Here is a 15,510-nt window from a genome sequence, read left to right on the forward strand (position 1 = left end):
GCGGGGACGGGATCGCGAAAAGCGGTGGGCAAAGCGGTGGGCAAAGCGCACAAGGCTTGAAAGCGCGCGCGATATCGCGGTATGTTCGGAGCCGGCAGCCACCTAAGCGCAAGGATCCCTTAGTGACACAGTCGTCGCCCACAGTACACACAATACAACCCGGGCCCTCCCGCGCCCGGCAACGGAGGCGCGCTTGAATATCGTCGTCGACGTGCTCATCCTGGCGGGCGCGCTGCTGGCCATCGTGGCGGTGGTGCAGGTCGCCGCCGCCAAGCTGGCACTGCCTGAGTCCACGCTGCTCTCGGCCATCGGCATCGCTATCGGCGCGGGCTATGTAGCCGTCGACGCCGCCTACCCGCAGTTCGCCTTGCATTTCCTCCATCCCCTGATCGACCCGGCGCTCCCGCCCGAGGCCTATCTGTGGATCTTCCTCCCGCCTTTGCTGTTCCACGCCGCGCTGACCGCCGATGTGCGCAGCATGTTGCCGGACGCCGCGCCGATCCTGCTGCTGGCCATCGTCGCGGTGATCGTGGCCACGGGCGTGATCGGGCTGGTCACCACGCTGGTCAGCGGCGCCAGCCTGGTGGTGTGCCTGCTGCTGGGCGCGGTGGTAGCCACCACCGACCCGGCCGCCGTGATCGCCATCTTCCGCGATGTCGGCGCGCCCGGCCGGCTGATCCGGCTGGTGGAAGGCGAGAGCCTGCTCAACGACGCCGCCGCCATTGCCATTGCCGGCGTGCTGGTGGCCATGCTGACCGGCCATGGCGCCGAGGCCACGCTGGCCGCTGGCGCGCGGGAACTGGCCTGGTCATTCGTGGGCGGCGTGGTGTGCGGCGCGATCGCCGGACGCCTGCTGGCCGACCTGCTGCCGCGCCTGGCCGGGCTGGCCATGGCCGAGGGCGCGCTGACGCTGGCGCTGCCCTATCCGCTCTACCTGCTCGCCGACCAGTTGCTCGGCGTGTCCGGGGTGGTGGCCGTGGTATGCGCCGGCCTGATGGTGAGCGCGCTCGGGCCCACCCGGCTGAGCCCGCGCAACTGGAACCACATGCGCATGATCTGGGAGCAGTACGCCGGCATCACGGGGGCCGTCGTGTTCTTGCTGGCGGCGGTGCGCGTGCCGTCCTTGCTGGCCGGGGTGACCGTGCATCACGGCTTGCTGCTGCTGGCACTCGTAGTGGCCGCGCTGGGAGCGCGCCTGCTCACGCTGTTCGGCTTGCTGCCACTGCTCTCCTGGCTGAAGGTCAGCGCGCCGATCAGCAATGCCTACAAGCTGGCCATTGCGTGGGGCGGCCTGCGCGGCGCGGTGACGCTGGTGCTGGCGCTGGGCATCGCGGAGAACGAGGCGCTGCCGTACGAGGCACGGCACTTCATCGCCATCCTGGCCACCGGATTCGTGCTGGTCAGCCTGCTGCTCAACGGCACCACCCTGCGCGGGCTCATCCACCGGCTCGGGCTGGACCAGCTCACCGCCCAGGACCGGGCATTGCAGCAGCAGGCCATCCAGCTCTCCACCGAGGAGGTCGAAACCACGCTCAACCACATCGCGCAGACCTTCGACCTGCCTCCCGCGGCGGCGCGCGAGGTGGCGCAGCGCTACCGGCGCGACATCGAGCTGGGCGCGCTGGAGTTCGATTTCGACGCCGCGCTATCCGAGCGCGACCGCGTCACCATTGGCCTGGTCACGCTGGCCACGCGCGAGCGCGAACTGATCCCGGAGTACGGCGACGGTGTGATCTCGGTAGCCAACCTCGACGCCATGATGCGCAACACCACGCTGATGATCGACGCCGCGCGCGAGCATGGCCGCCTGGGCTACAACCGCGCCGCCCGGCATATCCTGGATTACCAGCGCGGCTACCGCGTGGCGCTCTTCCTGCACCAGCGCCTGTCGATCGACCGGCCGCTGGCCCACGCGCTGGCCGACCGCTTCGAGCTGCTGGTCTGCCGCCAGACGGTGCTGGAGCGGCTGCGCCAGTACAACCGCTCGCTGCTCACGCCGGTGTTCGGCGCGCGCATGGCGACCTTGCTGGACGGCGTGCTGGAGGAGCGCGTCAAATCGGCCGGAGGTGGCCTGGATGAGATGCGCGCGCAATTCGGCGGCTACACGGTGGCGCTGGAGAAGCGCCTGCTGATGCTGTTTGCCCTGCGCAAGGGCCAGCGTTCGCTGGAGGCCATGCGCGAGGAGAAGGTCATTTCCAGCCAAGCCTACAACCAGATAGCGCGAGTGATCCAGCGCGCGTGGCGGGCCAACCTGGCGCGTCCGCCACTGCGCAGCGCGCTGTCCGCGCAACCGATGCCAGCTCCGGAGTCTGCGTCCCGCGAATGAGGGGCACCGTGCTTCGCGCAAGTTATCGCGCCAGGCGGCGCTGCCAGCGCGATCAGGGTGAATCCGCCTGGACGGCCGGTTCCGGCTGGTACCGGACCGTGTTGTTGCGTCCGTTGCGCTTGGCCTGATAGAGCGCGATATCCGACTTTTTCAGCACCTCGCCAACCTCCTCCGCCGAAGAAGGAAAATGCGCGACGCCAAGCGAAACCGTCACGACCCCACCGGTGGGGTTAGGCGTCTTTTCCACAGCCTCGCGCAAACGCTCCGCAATCAGGAACGCATTGTCCGCGGTCGTGCCGGGCAGCAAGATAACGAACTCCTCCCCGCCGTTGCGGCATGTCATGTCGCCGCCCCGGGAGCCGGCCCGCATCAGGCTAGCGATATGCGCCAGCACCTCGTCACCGACATCGTGCCCGTAGCGGTCATTGATCGACTTGAAGTGGTCCACGTCGAGCGTGATGACGGCAAAGGACTGCCCGCCAAGCGCGTACAGGCTGAGCGCATTGCCCAGCCCGCGCCGATTGCGCAGCCCCGTCAGTGCGTCGGTGATGGATTCATGGTTGAGCCGGTCCAGCTTGCTGCTGGTCAGGCTCATGCCCCGCAGCAGCGCCTTCTTGAGACGATCCGCTTCGACATACCTGGCCTGGATCCGCTCGATCCGCTCCATCCCGTCGGGCGTGGTCCCCATCCGGGCATCATCGGCCAATTGCCCCAGCGGCCGCGAGATCCAGCGGGAAAACCACAAGATAAAGACCAGCGACAGAAGCAGGATGGGAATGCTGTTGCCGAATGTCACCAGCACCAGGTCATTCAGATCGGCTAGCGTGGCTTGCGTGGATCTTTGCGCCACGATGCCCCACCCGGTGGACGCGACCGGCGCATAGCCTGCAAGCATCTCGACACCGTACTGGTTCATTATCTGCTGCGCGCCCGCTGCGCCGCTGGTTACCGCCAGCACGACCGAATTCTTGAAGATCGACTTGCCAACATGGGTGTCGTCCGGGTGAAAAATCACGGTGCCCTTACGGTCCACCACATAGACATAAGAGCTATCCCGATAATAATGGCTATCGAGAATCTCATGCAGCAGGTTCTTGGCATTCAGATAAATCGTACCCCCGACATAACCAAGCAGCCGCCCCTCCGCATTAATGATGGGATGGGAAATAAAGATAATCAGCCGCCCGCTGGAAGTTGTAAAGGGCTCGCTGATCGCCGGGGTGCGGGTGGTCAGGAGCGTGTGCCCCCAATCGGACCTCACGCTCTGTCCGGCCCGGCGCAAGGCCGCTGGCGACACGGATAGCACCATGCCGTCCTGGCGGACGATGGCCACCGAGTTCAGGCTCCTGGTCTGCAAGCGCAAGCGCTCGGCCTCCTCGTTCACACGGGCCGGATTGTCCATGGCCGCAGCTAGCAAACTGGCGCTGTATGCCAGTTGCTGCATGGTGCTTTCAAGATGGGCTCCCGTGGACTCAGCCAGCTTGGCCGCATAGACACGGTTGGCTTCCAGCGTATTCCGGATCAGCAGGTCGCGCTGCACGCGGTAACTGGAGTACAGCGCATTGGCCATGGTCAGCAGGACCGATCCCAGGGCCAGGAGCAGGATCAGACCACCTAGCCCTATTTTGGGCGAGCGCTCCGGAAGCGGCTTACACGGTTGCGCTGACATCTCTTTTGCAGGCCGACAATCTTCAGAATCTTCAGAAGGGACCGATTTTAGCACGGTCCGCTGGCTAATATTCCTGCCACAACGCGCAAATGCCAGCCCTCGCGGTTAAGATTGGGAAAGGGATTTCAAGTTTCCCCTCGACTGGCGTATTGATTTTCCCCAATATTTCCATTAACCATGCCCGGGAGACAAATAATGTAATGTTAATGTACTAAGCAGGCCCTCCGGCACGCTCTCGTTCTGCTGCGAGGTAAGCGTCGCGCGAGGGCAGCAGATGGCTACGGCATAGCGCGACAAGATCCTCGCGCCGGCCCTCGCGCAGGGCCTCGATCATGGCCCAGTGTTCCTGTCTGGCACGCTCGCGATAGCCCGCTGCAGCCAGCGACCCAAAGCGGATCGGATGGGCGCGGCGCGCGTATTCCTCGATGGCCTGCCGCAGCACCGCATTGTCGACCAGGGCGAACAACTCCCGGTGAAAGCGCTGGTTGATGCGGAACACCGCACGCGCATCGCCCGCGGCCACCGCAACGTCGTGCTCCTGCTGCACGGCCACCAGCGCCTGCAACCGCACCGCGGGCACCGGCAGCGCGATCAGGCCGGCGGCGTGCGTTTCCAGCACGTCGCGCAGTGCGTACAGCTCCATCACCTCGCGCGCCGGAAAGGCGCGCACCACTGCGCCAACGTTGCGCTTGCGCTCGACCACGCCCATGCCTTCCAGCGTGACGAGCAGCTGGCGCACCACATGGCGCTTCAGGTTGAAACGCGCCATCAGGTCGTCTTCGACCAGCCGCTCGCGCGGACTTAGCAAGCCAAAGACGATGTCTTCCTCAAGGATCGCGGCGGCGGCCAGCATGGCTTGGGCACCGCCGGCGGTATCGTCCTGCATGCTATGCGCCGCTTGTGCGCGCGTTCCTGCACGGGTTGGTCGATCCATGACAGGACTCTCAGGACTTGCGCGGCACGGTTTCGCTGGTCCGCGCGGCACGCAGGAAATCGAAGTCCACGCCCTGGTCGGCCTGCGTCACCGTGGCCAGGAACAGCTTGCGATAGCCGCGCTCGGCGGTAGGCCGCACCACTTCGTGTTCGGCCGCGCGGCGGGCCAGTTCCGCGTCGTCGATCAGCAGGGAAATTTCGCGCCGCGCCACCGACAGGCGGATGCGGTCGCCGTTGCGCACGTGCGCCAGCGGGCCGCCGATGGCGGCTTCCGGCGTCACGTGCAACACGATGGTGCCAGCCGCGGTCCCGCTCATCCGGCCGTCCGAGATGCGCACCATGTCCTTCACGCCGGCACGCGCCAGCTTCCTGGGAATCGGCATATAGCCGGCCTCGGGCATGCCGGGCGCGCCGGTCGGCCCGATGCGCTTGAGCACCAGGATATCGTCGGCTTTCACGTCCAGCGCGTCGTCGTCGATGCGCAGCGCCATGTCCTCGGCATCTTCGAACACCACGGCGCGTCCTTCATGCTCCATCAGCACAGGATCGGCGGCGGATTGCTTGATGATGGCGCCGCCCGGAGCCAGGTTGCCGCGCAGCACGGCCAGGCCACCCACCGGATAGATCGGCGCGTCGAACGGGCGAATCACCTCCTGCGCGAACGGCGCGGGCGCGGCGTCGAGCTCCTCGCCCAGCGTGCGGCCCGACACCGTCAGCGTGTCCAGGTGCAGCAGCGGGCGCAGCTCGCGCAGCAGCGCGGGCATGCCGCCTGCCGCGTGGAAGTCTTCCATGTAGTGCTGGCCGGAGGGCTTCAGGTCCACCAGCACGGGGGTCTCGCGGCTCATGCGGTCCAGCCCGGCCAGGTCAATGTCGATGCCCAGGCGCCCGGCGATGGCGGTCAGGTGCACGATGCCGTTGGTGGAGCCACCGATAGCCAGCAACACGCGGATGGCGTTCTCGATCGCGCGGCCGGTGAGGATGCGGTCCGGCGTCAGGCCGCAGCGGGCCATGGCCACGGCAGTGGTGCCAGTGCGCTCGGCCACCCGCACGCGGTCGGCGGTGACCGCCGGGGCCGACGCACCGCCGGCCACCATCATGCCGAGCGCTTCGGTCAGGCAGGCCATGGTGCTGGCCGTGCCCATCACCGAGCAGGTGCCCACGCTGGCAACCAGTTGGTTATTCACGTCAGCAATCTCGGGCGCATCGATCTCCTCGGCGCGGTAGCGGCCCCAGTAGCGGCGGCAATCGGTGCAGGCGCCCACGCGCTCGCCGCGATGCGAGCCGGTGAGCATGGAGCCGGTGACCAGCTGGATCGCCGGCACGCCGGCCGAGGCCGCGCCCATCAACTGCGCGGGCACGGTCTTGTCGCAGCCTCCGATCAGCACCACGGCGTCCATGGGCTGCGCGCGGATCATTTCCTCGGTGTCCATCGACATGAGGTTGCGCAGGTACATGCTGGTAGGCGCCGAGAAGCTCTCATGCACGGAGATGGTGGGAAAGTCCACCGGCAGGCCGCCCGCCAGCATGACGCCGCGCTTGACGGCTTCCACCAGTTGCGGCGCGTTGCCGTGGCAGGGGTTGTAGCTGCTGTTGGTGTTGACGATACCGATCACCGGGCGCGACAACGCGTCGTCGGTATAGCCCGCGCCCTTGATAAAGGCCTTGCGCAGGAACAGCGAGAAGCCTTTGTCGCCATAGTTGGTCAGGCCCTTGCCCAAGCCGCTCTCGGCGTCTTGCGCTGGCTCGAAGGGGTCCTGGCCGGCCTGTGCCGAAGCGGAAGGGTCCTTGCGGGAATCGTGGGAGCCGGCCATGCACATCTCCAATAATATTATTGATAATCGAGGCAGGCATCATATCTGGCCTTGCCACTCAGCCGCAATGGAAAATTCAGCCCTGCACCTTTAATTGAAGATTCAGATCAGTCGATAGAAAACTTCTGATTCTTCTATCAAGCGACGCCCCCTACACTCTGCCGTAGCGACGAGCCGGGCGTCCCGCGCCGCACAGCCTTGCTGTGCCTTCCCATCCATACCAACCCGGCGCAGGAGATTCCCCTATGACCGGCATTCGACGCCACGCGCGAACGCGCGTTTCCGCGCCCAGGCGCCATCTGATTCTCTGCGCGCTAGCGGGCGCCATGCTGGCAGGCACAGCCGCCTTGCCTGGCCTGGCCGCTGCCGCCGACTATCCCACCAAGCCGATCCGCCTGGTCGTGCCCTACCCGCCGGGTGGCGCCACCGACGTCATCGGCCGCACCCTGGCGCAGCACCTGTCCACCGCGTTGGGCCAGCAGGTCGTGGTCGACAACCGGGCCGGCGCCGCCGGCAATATCGGCGCGGAGCTGGTCGCCAAGTCGCCGGCCGACGGCTATACCCTGCTGATGGGTGCTTTAACCAGCCACGCGATCAACGCGGCGCTGTACAAGAACCGCGTCTCCTACGACATCGAGAAGAGCTTTGCGCCGGTGGCCATCGTGGGTACCGTGCCGCTTGTGTTCGTGGTCAATCCCAGCGTCAAGGCCAACAGCCTGCCGCAGTTGATCGCGCTGGCAAAAACCACCCCTGGCGCGATCACCTTTGCCTCCGCCGGCAACGGCTCGCCCCAGCATCTGGCCGGCGAGATGTTCAAGCGCATGGCCGGCGTGGACATGCTGCACGTGCCTTACAAAGGCAGCGGCCCCGCCATGACCGACCTGATCGGCGGGCAGGTGCTCAGCATGGTCGAGACCGTGCCGGCGGCGCAGTCCTACGTGAAGGGTGGCAAGATCCGCGCGCTGGCCGTTACCACCAGCGAGCGCGTAGCGGCGCTGCCCGACGTGCCAACTGCCAATGAAGCGGGCCTGAAGGACTTCGAGGTCAACTCCATGTTCGGCATCGTGGCCCCGGCCGGCACCCCGGCACCAGTGGTGGACCGGCTCAACGCCGAGCTCAAGAAGATCCTGGCCGAGCCCGACGTGAAGGCCTCCCTGCTCAAGCAGGGCGCCATCGCCACCTGGACCACGCCAGCGCAGACCCAGGCCCGCATCAAGTCCGAGCTGGCGAAGTGGACCGCGGTGATCCGGGAAGCGGGCGTCAAGCCAGAGTAAGCCGCCCCGCAGCCGGATCCCGGAACGCAGGTTGCCCGCCCCGCCCTGATGTGACGGGGTGGGCGCCTGCCGTCGCGCGCCTTGACACCCTGACGATTGCGCCTATGATGACTAGCGCAATGCTGCGGCGCAGCAAGTGACGATTGCCACCGGCGAAATCCCTTCGGACGCGTTGCCTCGTCATGATCTATCGGAGACGCTCATGGCTACCCTATCTCACGCTGAACACGTCGAGGCGCCTCTGCCTTACCCCGTCATCGATTTTGGCCTGGCAAGCCCCTGGGCGCAGGTGGCGCAGAAGATCGGCGCGCTGAACCTGCAAACGGCAAAGACGCTGATTGCCGAAGGCACCGACTACTTGCGCGAGGCGGCCGCGCAACCGTTCAGCTTCACCACGTTCCGGCCCGAGCTGGCCGACGTGATGGCGCAGCACATTGCCGCCTACACCCACAGCCTGATCGAGATCGTGTTTGGCGCGAACGCCGATTTTTCCGACAACGTCCAACGCCATTTCGCTACGATCGGCGGCCAGGATCCGTTTCAATGGTGCCTGATGGGCCGGGATTTCCTGCCGGAGTACGGCAGCGGGCTGCCCACCATGGGCGCGGCGATGACGGGATGGGTCGCGGCCTACCTGCCAGGCGGCAAGCTGCTGCCGGAAGCAACCGTCGAAAACGCGCCGCGCAAGACTGCGCTGCTGGCGGCACCGGCCGACGTGGTGGAGGCGGTCGCGGAGCCGATTGTGGAGCCAGTCGTGGAGCCGGCCAAGCCAGCCGAATAAACCCGGCTCAGGTGACCCTTGCCGGTCACGTCCGCCAGTAGCAACTGCGGTGCCCGCCTTGAGCGGGTGGCGCGAACTGGTGTGGCGAAGTTTCAATGGCAACCGGCCTGAAGTGGGATTCCCCGGCTGCGTCGTCCTACGCGCGTAGCAAGAAAGCGCTGATCCGATGCGTCTGAATCAGCGCTTGCACAGCGCGCTTGGCTAGGTCATTGGCAGGCGGTGCCGGGCACAGGCTTGCCCGAATTGGTCATGCCCTGGCAGGCGTCGCCGACAATGGTGTCGGAATCGAAGGCGGCGTTGTTATATGGCTTGAGCCTGCCCGCTACCGTGCAGCAAAAGCGCGGCTCGCCCGGGACGGGCGTTGCCGGCGGCGCGCTCTTCGCCATGCGGGAGGACGCAGGCACCTGACTGGCGGCGGGGGTCGGCGCGGGAGCAATACGAGAGACTGGCGGCTTGGCGGGCTGGTCGACGCTCTGTTCGTCGTCATCTGGAGACACGCACTGGCCCTTCTGGCAGATCCGCTCCCCTTTGCACTGCATGTCGTATTGGCAACCCGCTGCGTATGCGTGCAGCGGCGAAGCCATCGCCAACGTGGTGGCGAACAGCAAGCCCAGCGTTCTCATGTTTCCTCCTACTCGACTGCCAGCTCGAATCGTACGAACCGCCCGCGCCGGATCGTATGTTCCGGCACTGGCGAGCGCCAGGCACCGCGCTGTTTTGCACGGGATACCCGACTCCGGCGTCAACCGCCACGTCAGCCGAAGCGATCCACCGCCACCTCTAGCATAGGCATCGGGACCCGACACAGGGAACCCCGCCATGCAAGCGTGTGAGCGCCGCACCACCAAGGGCGGCGACGACAAAAGAGCGCTGCGCGCCGTGCCCGGCCAGGGCGTGCAAACGCCCGTGTGAACCCGCTTGCGACCTGCGCCCGCACACTTCAAGTCCTTGTATGATTGCCGCTGGATTCATTGCACTACCCTGCCCCACACCATCCGACCCTTCCAGAGGCAAGTCGAATGATGTTTCGCACCGTTGAGTCAGAGTTGCTGAACAAGCCGGTGCCGGCGCCGGTGCAAGCGGAGTTTGCCCAGCATGAATTCGAGAGGCTGCAGCGCTTTTGCCTCATGACCTTCGCGGCCAGCGTGGGGATCTGGCTCGTGTTCGATCTGCTGGTCAGCTTCAAGGGAGGCCAGGGTTTCACGATCAACTCGATCCTCCACCTTGCCCTGTTGTCGGCGCTGACCACGGCCGTGCCCTTCGTGCGGCGCGCGCAACAATTCCAGATCCTCAACTTTGCCTTTGTGCTGGCCTTCTGCGTGGGTGCCCGCCTGGTGCTGGACGGCACGCCGGACGACACCCGTCCGATCTGGTCCATGCTGGTGGCGGCCAGCGTGCTGTTCTGCGCCTCCACGCTGCCACTGAGCCCCAGGGCGTTTTTCGGCGTCATCGCGCTGGCCTGGGTCCTGCTCTTTCCCATGATGGCGGCGCAGGACCTGCTGGAACTCAAGGGCATCCTGGCCGTCTGCTACGCGCTCTATTTCACCGGCATCACGGTGTACACATTCATCACGCTGCGGCGCGCGAAGCTGCAGAACTTTGTCATGGCGAAGACCCTGCTGCAGCAGGCTTATGTGGACGCGCTGACTGAGATTCCCAACCGCCGGGCCTTCATGCTCAACGTTGGCAGCCTGGTGCCGCGCGCCACCGCGGAGCAAGACCACTACCTGGCGATGGTGGACATCGACGACTTCAAGACGGTCAATGACCGCTACGGCCACGACATTGGCGACGCAGTGCTCAAGCACGTGGCCGCGGGGATCAAGCTGGTGATGGGGGACTGCCAGTATGCGCGCCTGGGCGGAGAGGAATTCGGCATTTATCTCAAGGGGATGACGCGCGCCGAGGCGGAAATCCGCATCGGCATGCTGTGCCGCAGCATCCGGGATGCGCCATCGGAGCCCCCTGTGACCATCAGCATTGGCGTCACCCGCATGGTCAGCGGCGACACGCTCACCAAGGCGCTCATCAAAGCCGATGAAGCGCTCTATGATTCAAAGAGAGCCGGCAAGGACAAGTACACGTTCCACCAGGAGCCCCGTCAGCCCGAAGGATCGCCATGACCCATATCAACCTGCTTTGCGCTGCCTGGCTGGCATCCGCCTGCCTTGCCGGCACGGCGCTGGCTCAGTCAAGCACCGTGGTTATCAACCAGAGCGGCATTTCTGCCTCGGGCACGTCCGGGAGCAGTGTCGTCATCGTCAATGGCCAGGTAGTGGCTTCCCATGACGCCATTAAGGGAGGCGGCCCCGAGAAGACCGAGCAGCGCATGGTTGGCGCGTTCTCCAGCGTGCAGCTCAATGCCCCGGCCGATGTGGTGTTCTCGGTTGCGCTCGCGTACTCCGTTTCCATCACCGGGCCCGCGGACATCCTGCCGCTGGTGCTCACCAGCCTGGACAACGGCAGGCTGACGATCGGCCTGAGCGCGCCAGTCGTGCTCGCGGCACCGCTCAAGGTGGCCATTACCGGGCCCTCGCTCCAGGCGGTCAGCATTCCCGGCGCCGGCACCCTGCGTGCGTCCGGCCTGCACGAAGCATCCATCGACCTGCGCCTGTCCGGTTCCGGCTCAATCGTTGCCGAGGGTACCGTGGGCAGCGTGCGCGCCGCGATCTCCGGCTCCGGCGAGGTGGATGCCAGCGCCTTGCGCGCGCAGAGGCTTGACGCGCAGGTCAGCGGCTCGGGCCGCATCCTCGGCTACGCGTCGGATGCGGCCAGCGTGGCGCTGACGGGCTCCGGCGACATCATCGTTGCCGGCAAGCCGCACCAGCGCGCCGTCAGCCGGACCGGTTCCGGCCAGGTATCTTTCGAATAGCCAGCCGCGCCGGACCTACCAGGCGGCCAGCCCGTCCACCGCCTGCTGGGTGATCGCAACGCCATGCCGTACCGTGGCGTCGCGCCACGGCTGGGCCACCGGGATGAAGGCGTCGAGCATGTCGGCACGCAAGTGCGCATAACGCGCCGTGCCACGCTCGGCCTTGAACCGCAGCCACTGGTCCAGCCGCAGGGCATGGCCCATATTGGCGCCCCGGGTACCGAACTCGACCACCGCCCCCACCAGCGGCCGCCCACCAAGGAAGCGCTCGATGCCGTGAAACACCAGGCCGGTGTAAGCGGGACGCGCCAGGCCATGCGGACGCACGCCAAGCACGCGTTGCTCGCCCCACCAGCTGGCCGCGCGGGCCTGCTGCTCGCTGCCGTCCGGGTTGAAGCACAGGAAGAACGGCTCGCCGTACTCGCCGATGCCGGTATGCCAGTCGATCAGCCCGATCCGCTCGGCGCTCGCCAGGTGCTCCCGCACAATCGCCTCCAGCGTCAGGTTTGACCACTCCCGGTGGTGGCCACCAAACACCAGGCCATCCGGATGGCTGTACTGCCCACGAGCGCGCGTGTCGAACAGGGCATCGGCACCGTGCGTGGCCCCGTAGGCGCGCGCCGCTGCATCCGCGGCGGCAATGCTATCCCAGCTCCATGCCTGCGGGATCAGGTCGGCGTGCAGTTCCGCATAGCCGGGGTTGGCCGGCACCGGCTGCGTCGCATCGAACAAGTGAGCGGCAAAGTTGCGGTTCAGGTCGACATTGTTCTCGGTGGTGCGGGTGCCATGCGCAAAACCGTAGGGGTTCAGCCCGTGCACCAGCAGCACGCCCAGGCCTGCCGGCAACCGGCTGGCCGGCCCGCTCGCCAGCCACGCTACCTGGGCCGCCGAGCCGGCGTAGCCTTCCTGCCCGTGGGTGCCGCTGATCAGCACCAGCTGGCGCGGCGCGCGCGCGTCGCCAAGGTGCGCGACGTCAATGGCCAGCGGCTCGCCGGCCGGGCCGGTTGCATGGGGGTGCGGGTAGACGCTGAGCGCAGCGCCCACGGCATCGGCCGCCGCGCGGAACTTGTCGCGGGCGCCGGTGTAGTCCAGCGCGTAGAAATCCGTGAAATCCATCGGGATACCGTCCGCGCTTATTCAGTAAAGGCAAGGGTGACGCCCGCCGCCTCGGCAGGCGGCACCACCAGCAGGCCGTCAATCTCCTCGACGCCGCGGATCTCGCCTGCCGCCAGTGCGGCGCGCGCTGTTGCCAGCGCTGTGGTGCGCAGCACCAGCGCCACCATGCGGTCGCGGCCATCAATCAGCGGTGGCACGCTCGCGCCGAAGCGCCGCGCCGCCGCCTCCGGCGTCAGCACCACCACCGACGCACCGCCGGCGCGCAGCAGCTCGCCGTGCGCACCCCTGCCCACGTGCTCGGCGCCGAACAAGCGCGACAGCAGGCCGATGGTGCGCGCCGGGTCCGCGGCCGCGATCACGTATTGCGCCACGCCGGTCACGCCGTTGGGATGGGCCTGCCAGTGCCCGCGCCAGACCAGTTCCGGCGTGAAGTGGTGGCAGAAGTAGAGGCGCCCGTTTGGCACCAGGTGCGCGGCCAGCCGCACCGTGCGAAAGCGCGCTTCGCCGGTGGCGCCGGGCAGCTCGACCGGGCGCGTGAACTCACGCGGCGGCCCTTCCACTTCCAGCCCGCGCGCCAGGATCTCCCGGTGCAGGCCGGTGGAGTCGGCGCTCTTGAAGACGAGCCCGGTCAGGCCAGCCGGCTCGGCCAGCAAGTCCGCGCGGCCGGTCACCGCCTTGCCTGCTTCGAAGCCGAGCAGCTCCAGGTAATCCGTATCGAAAATCGCGAGGTGGTTGCTGGACCCGAGCGAATGATGGCCGCGCGGCGTCAGTTGGAAACCCAGGCGGCGATAGCGGCTGGCGGCGTCGTCCAGGCCTTCGTGGACATTGACGACGACATGGTCGAGCAGCGGGATCAGGTTTGGCATGAGAGGGGTTCCGTTGGAATAACCGAGCGATGGGCGAGCGTACGCGAGCACGGCGCGATCCCCAACTGCGCGTTTCGTCTTTGCATATGCGCGCCGCGCGCGCCCGCCGGCTGCGCAGCGCGCCGCGCAGCCAACGTCTTTGCATAGACGAAAAGCGCGTTTCCCTCGCGCAGCGGCGCCCCCTACACTCGCTGGCTGTCCAGCCTTCGTGCTCCCTGCTTCCTGCATTCCTTCGGTTATTGTGGAACCCCTGCCATGTCCCTGACGCGACGCGACTTCCTGATTCAATCCGGTGCCCTTGCCGCTGGCGCCTCCCTCCCGGGCACGCTGCTGGCACAGGCTGCCGACACGCCGCGCAAGGGCGGCGTGCTGACGGTCCTGCTGGGCGGCGAGCAGCGCATCCTCAACCCCGCGCTGCGCGCGTCCACTGGCGTCTACGTGGTGTCCAGCAAGATCATCGAGTCGCTGGTGGACTTGGACGCCAGCGGCAAGCCCGCTCCCGTGCTGGCCACCAGTTGGAGCAGCTCACCGGACGGTAAGACCATCACCTTCAAGCTGCGCGAGGGCGTGACCTGGCATGACGGCAAGCCCTTCACCTCGGCCGACGTGCAGTACAACGCGATGGCGCTGTGGAAGAAGCACCTGAACTACGGCACCGCGCTGCACCTGTACCTCGATGCCGTCGATACGCCCAACGCACAGACCGCGGTATTCCGCTATTCGCGCCCGATGCCGATCGAGCTGCTGCTGCGCGCGCTGTGCGACCTTGGCTACGTGGTGCCGCGCCACAAGTTCGAAGGCACCAACGTGCTGGAGAACCCCGCCAACACCGCGCCGATTGGCACGGGGCCGTTTCGCTTCACCCAGTACGAACGGGGCCAGTTCGTGATCGCCGAGCGCAATGCCGCATATTGGCGCAAGACCGCGCCGTACCTGGACCGCGTGGTGTGGCGCATCATCACCGACAAGTCCGCCGCGGCTGCCGCGCTCGAAACCGGCGAGGCGCAGCTGACCACCTATTCGCATGTCGGCCTGGCGGATCTTGAGCGATTCAAGAAGGATGGGCGCTTCAAGGTGTCCACCAAGGGGCTGGAGGCCAACTCCTACAACAACACGCTGGAGTTCAACGTGCGCCGCAAGGAGCTGTCGGACGTGCGCGTGCGCCGCGCCATCGCGCACGCTATCGATGTCGACTTCTTCATCAAGAACTTCCTGTACGGCACCGCCAAGCCGGCCACCGGCCCGATTCCCTCGACCTCGTCGTTCTATCCGGGTGGCAAGCAGCCCTACCCGTTCGACCGCAAGCGCGCCGAAGCCCTGCTCGACGAAGCCGGCTTCAAGCGTGGCGCCGACGGCAACCGCTTCACGCTCAAGCTGGTGCCGATCCAGAACGGCGAGGACGTGCCACTGTTCGCCACTTACGTGCAGCAGTCGCTGGCGCAGGTGGGCATCAAGGTCACCGTGCAGCAACTCGACATCGCCGGTGCGTTGTCGACCGTGTACCGCGACTGGAATTTCGACCTTGCCACCGGCTGGCACCAGTACCGCGGCGACCCCGCTGTCTCGACTACCGTCTGGTACCGCTCCGGCAGCCCCAAGGGCGCGCCCTGGACCAACCAGTACGGCTGGCAGTCCGCCAAGGTCGACAAGCTGATCGACGACGCCGGCTCGGAGATCAACCCGGCCAAGCGCAAGGCGCTCTATGCCGAGTGGGTCAAGGAGGTCAACGACGAGCTGCCGGTCTGGATGGTGACCGAGCGCGAGTTCTACTCGATCACCAGCAAGCGCGTGCACAACGACCACAACACGCCGCGCTGGCCGTCCAGCAGCTGGTACGACACCTGGCTGTCGGCCTGAGCCGG

The 15,510-nt window shown here is 66.6% G+C and carries 12 protein-coding genes; 6 read left to right on the forward strand and 6 right to left on the reverse strand.

What is annotated here, in order from left to right:
- Positions 1–193 precede the first annotated feature (193 nt).
- Positions 194–2,326 carry a cation:proton antiporter gene (locus tag AC07XB_RS13935; RefSeq protein ID WP_492828269.1) on the forward strand — a complete coding sequence of 711 codons (2,133 nt, stop codon included), beginning with the start codon at positions 194–196 and terminating at the stop codon, positions 2,324–2,326.
- Positions 2,327–2,378: 52 nt separating this feature from the next.
- On the opposite strand, the gene AC07XB_RS13940 is transcribed toward AC07XB_RS13935, so the two are convergent.
- From AC07XB_RS13940 to AC07XB_RS13950, 3 genes are all read right to left on the reverse strand, one after another.
- Complete coding sequence (locus AC07XB_RS13940; RefSeq protein WP_492373688.1) at positions 2,379–3,950, reverse strand: sensor domain-containing diguanylate cyclase; 1,572 nt, start codon at positions 3,948–3,950, stop codon at positions 2,379–2,381.
- Between the two features lie 256 nt (positions 3,951–4,206).
- Complete coding sequence (locus AC07XB_RS13945) at positions 4,207–4,881, reverse strand: GntR family transcriptional regulator (RefSeq protein WP_492373647.1); 675 nt, start codon at positions 4,879–4,881, stop codon at positions 4,207–4,209.
- A 58-nt stretch (positions 4,882–4,939) separates the two neighbouring features.
- Positions 4,940–6,739 (reverse strand): IlvD/Edd family dehydratase, encoded by a 1,800-nt coding sequence (locus AC07XB_RS13950; protein WP_492373648.1) that lies wholly within the window; start codon positions 6,737–6,739, stop codon positions 4,940–4,942.
- A 245-nt stretch (positions 6,740–6,984) separates the two neighbouring features.
- On the opposite strand from AC07XB_RS13950, the gene AC07XB_RS13955 reads away from it, so the two are divergent.
- Positions 6,985–8,013, forward strand: a complete 1,029-nt coding sequence (locus AC07XB_RS13955) for a Bug family tripartite tricarboxylate transporter substrate binding protein (RefSeq protein ID WP_492373649.1) — start codon at positions 6,985–6,987, stop codon at positions 8,011–8,013.
- Positions 8,014–8,215: 202 nt separating this feature from the next.
- Positions 8,216–8,794 (forward strand): phasin family protein, encoded by a 579-nt coding sequence (locus AC07XB_RS13960; protein WP_492810616.1) that lies wholly within the window; start codon positions 8,216–8,218, stop codon positions 8,792–8,794.
- A 206-nt stretch (positions 8,795–9,000) separates the two neighbouring features.
- Here the strand turns inward: AC07XB_RS13960 and AC07XB_RS13965 are convergent, their stop codons facing one another.
- Positions 9,001–9,417, reverse strand: coding sequence for a hypothetical protein (locus AC07XB_RS13965; RefSeq protein WP_492373651.1), 417 nt, complete (start codon positions 9,415–9,417; stop codon positions 9,001–9,003).
- 396 nt (positions 9,418–9,813) lie between these two features.
- On the opposite strand from AC07XB_RS13965, the gene AC07XB_RS13970 reads away from it, so the two are divergent.
- The gene (locus tag AC07XB_RS13970; protein ID WP_492828267.1) at positions 9,814–10,917 is read left to right on the forward strand and encodes a GGDEF domain-containing protein; all 1,104 of its coding nucleotides are present in this window, start codon (positions 9,814–9,816) and stop codon (positions 10,915–10,917) included.
- Positions 10,914–11,666, forward strand: a complete 753-nt coding sequence (locus AC07XB_RS13975) for a GIN domain-containing protein (protein WP_492373653.1) — start codon at positions 10,914–10,916, stop codon at positions 11,664–11,666. Before AC07XB_RS13970 ends, AC07XB_RS13975 begins: the two co-directional genes overlap by 4 nt.
- Before the next feature lie 15 nt (positions 11,667–11,681).
- Here the strand turns inward: AC07XB_RS13975 and AC07XB_RS13980 are convergent, their stop codons facing one another.
- Positions 11,682–12,782 carry a M14 family metallopeptidase gene (locus tag AC07XB_RS13980; protein WP_492373654.1) on the reverse strand — a complete coding sequence of 367 codons (1,101 nt, stop codon included), beginning with the start codon at positions 12,780–12,782 and terminating at the stop codon, positions 11,682–11,684.
- A gap of 17 nt (positions 12,783–12,799) precedes the next feature.
- Positions 12,800–13,648: a VOC family protein gene (locus tag AC07XB_RS13985; RefSeq protein WP_492810619.1), complete on the reverse strand. Its 849-nt coding sequence runs from the start codon at positions 13,646–13,648 to the stop codon at positions 12,800–12,802.
- Positions 13,649–13,903: 255 nt separating this feature from the next.
- Here AC07XB_RS13985 and AC07XB_RS13990 point away from each other — a divergent pair, with 255 nt between their 5' ends.
- Complete coding sequence (locus tag AC07XB_RS13990; protein ID WP_309403549.1) at positions 13,904–15,505, forward strand: ABC transporter substrate-binding protein; 1,602 nt, start codon at positions 13,904–13,906, stop codon at positions 15,503–15,505.
- Positions 15,506–15,510 lie beyond the last annotated feature (5 nt).

This window comes from Cupriavidus sp. GW821-FHT02F09 (genome assembly GCF_059421605.1).

Bases quoted from the DNA above. Each gene is read 5' to 3' on its own strand.
- AC07XB_RS13945 (WP_492373647.1), bottom strand. From the start codon at position 4,881: ATGCAGGACGATACCGCCGGCGGTGCCCAAGCCATGCTGGCCGCCGCC.
- AC07XB_RS13950 (WP_492373648.1), bottom strand. From the start codon at position 6,739: ATGGCCGGCTCCCACGATTCCCGCAAGGACCCTTCCGCTTCGGCACAG.
- AC07XB_RS13955 (WP_492373649.1), top strand. From the start codon at position 6,985: ATGACCGGCATTCGACGCCACGCGCGAACGCGCGTTTCCGCGCCCAGG.
- AC07XB_RS13960 (WP_492810616.1), top strand. From the start codon at position 8,216: ATGGCTACCCTATCTCACGCTGAACACGTCGAGGCGCCTCTGCCTTAC.
- AC07XB_RS13965 (WP_492373651.1), bottom strand. From the start codon at position 9,417: ATGAGAACGCTGGGCTTGCTGTTCGCCACCACGTTGGCGATGGCTTCG.
- AC07XB_RS13970 (WP_492828267.1), top strand. From the start codon at position 9,814: ATGATGTTTCGCACCGTTGAGTCAGAGTTGCTGAACAAGCCGGTGCCG.
- AC07XB_RS13975 (WP_492373653.1), top strand. From the start codon at position 10,914: ATGACCCATATCAACCTGCTTTGCGCTGCCTGGCTGGCATCCGCCTGC.
- AC07XB_RS13980 (WP_492373654.1), bottom strand. From the start codon at position 12,782: ATGGATTTCACGGATTTCTACGCGCTGGACTACACCGGCGCCCGCGAC.
- AC07XB_RS13985 (WP_492810619.1), bottom strand. From the start codon at position 13,648: ATGCCAAACCTGATCCCGCTGCTCGACCATGTCGTCGTCAATGTCCAC.
- AC07XB_RS13990 (WP_309403549.1), top strand. From the start codon at position 13,904: ATGTCCCTGACGCGACGCGACTTCCTGATTCAATCCGGTGCCCTTGCC.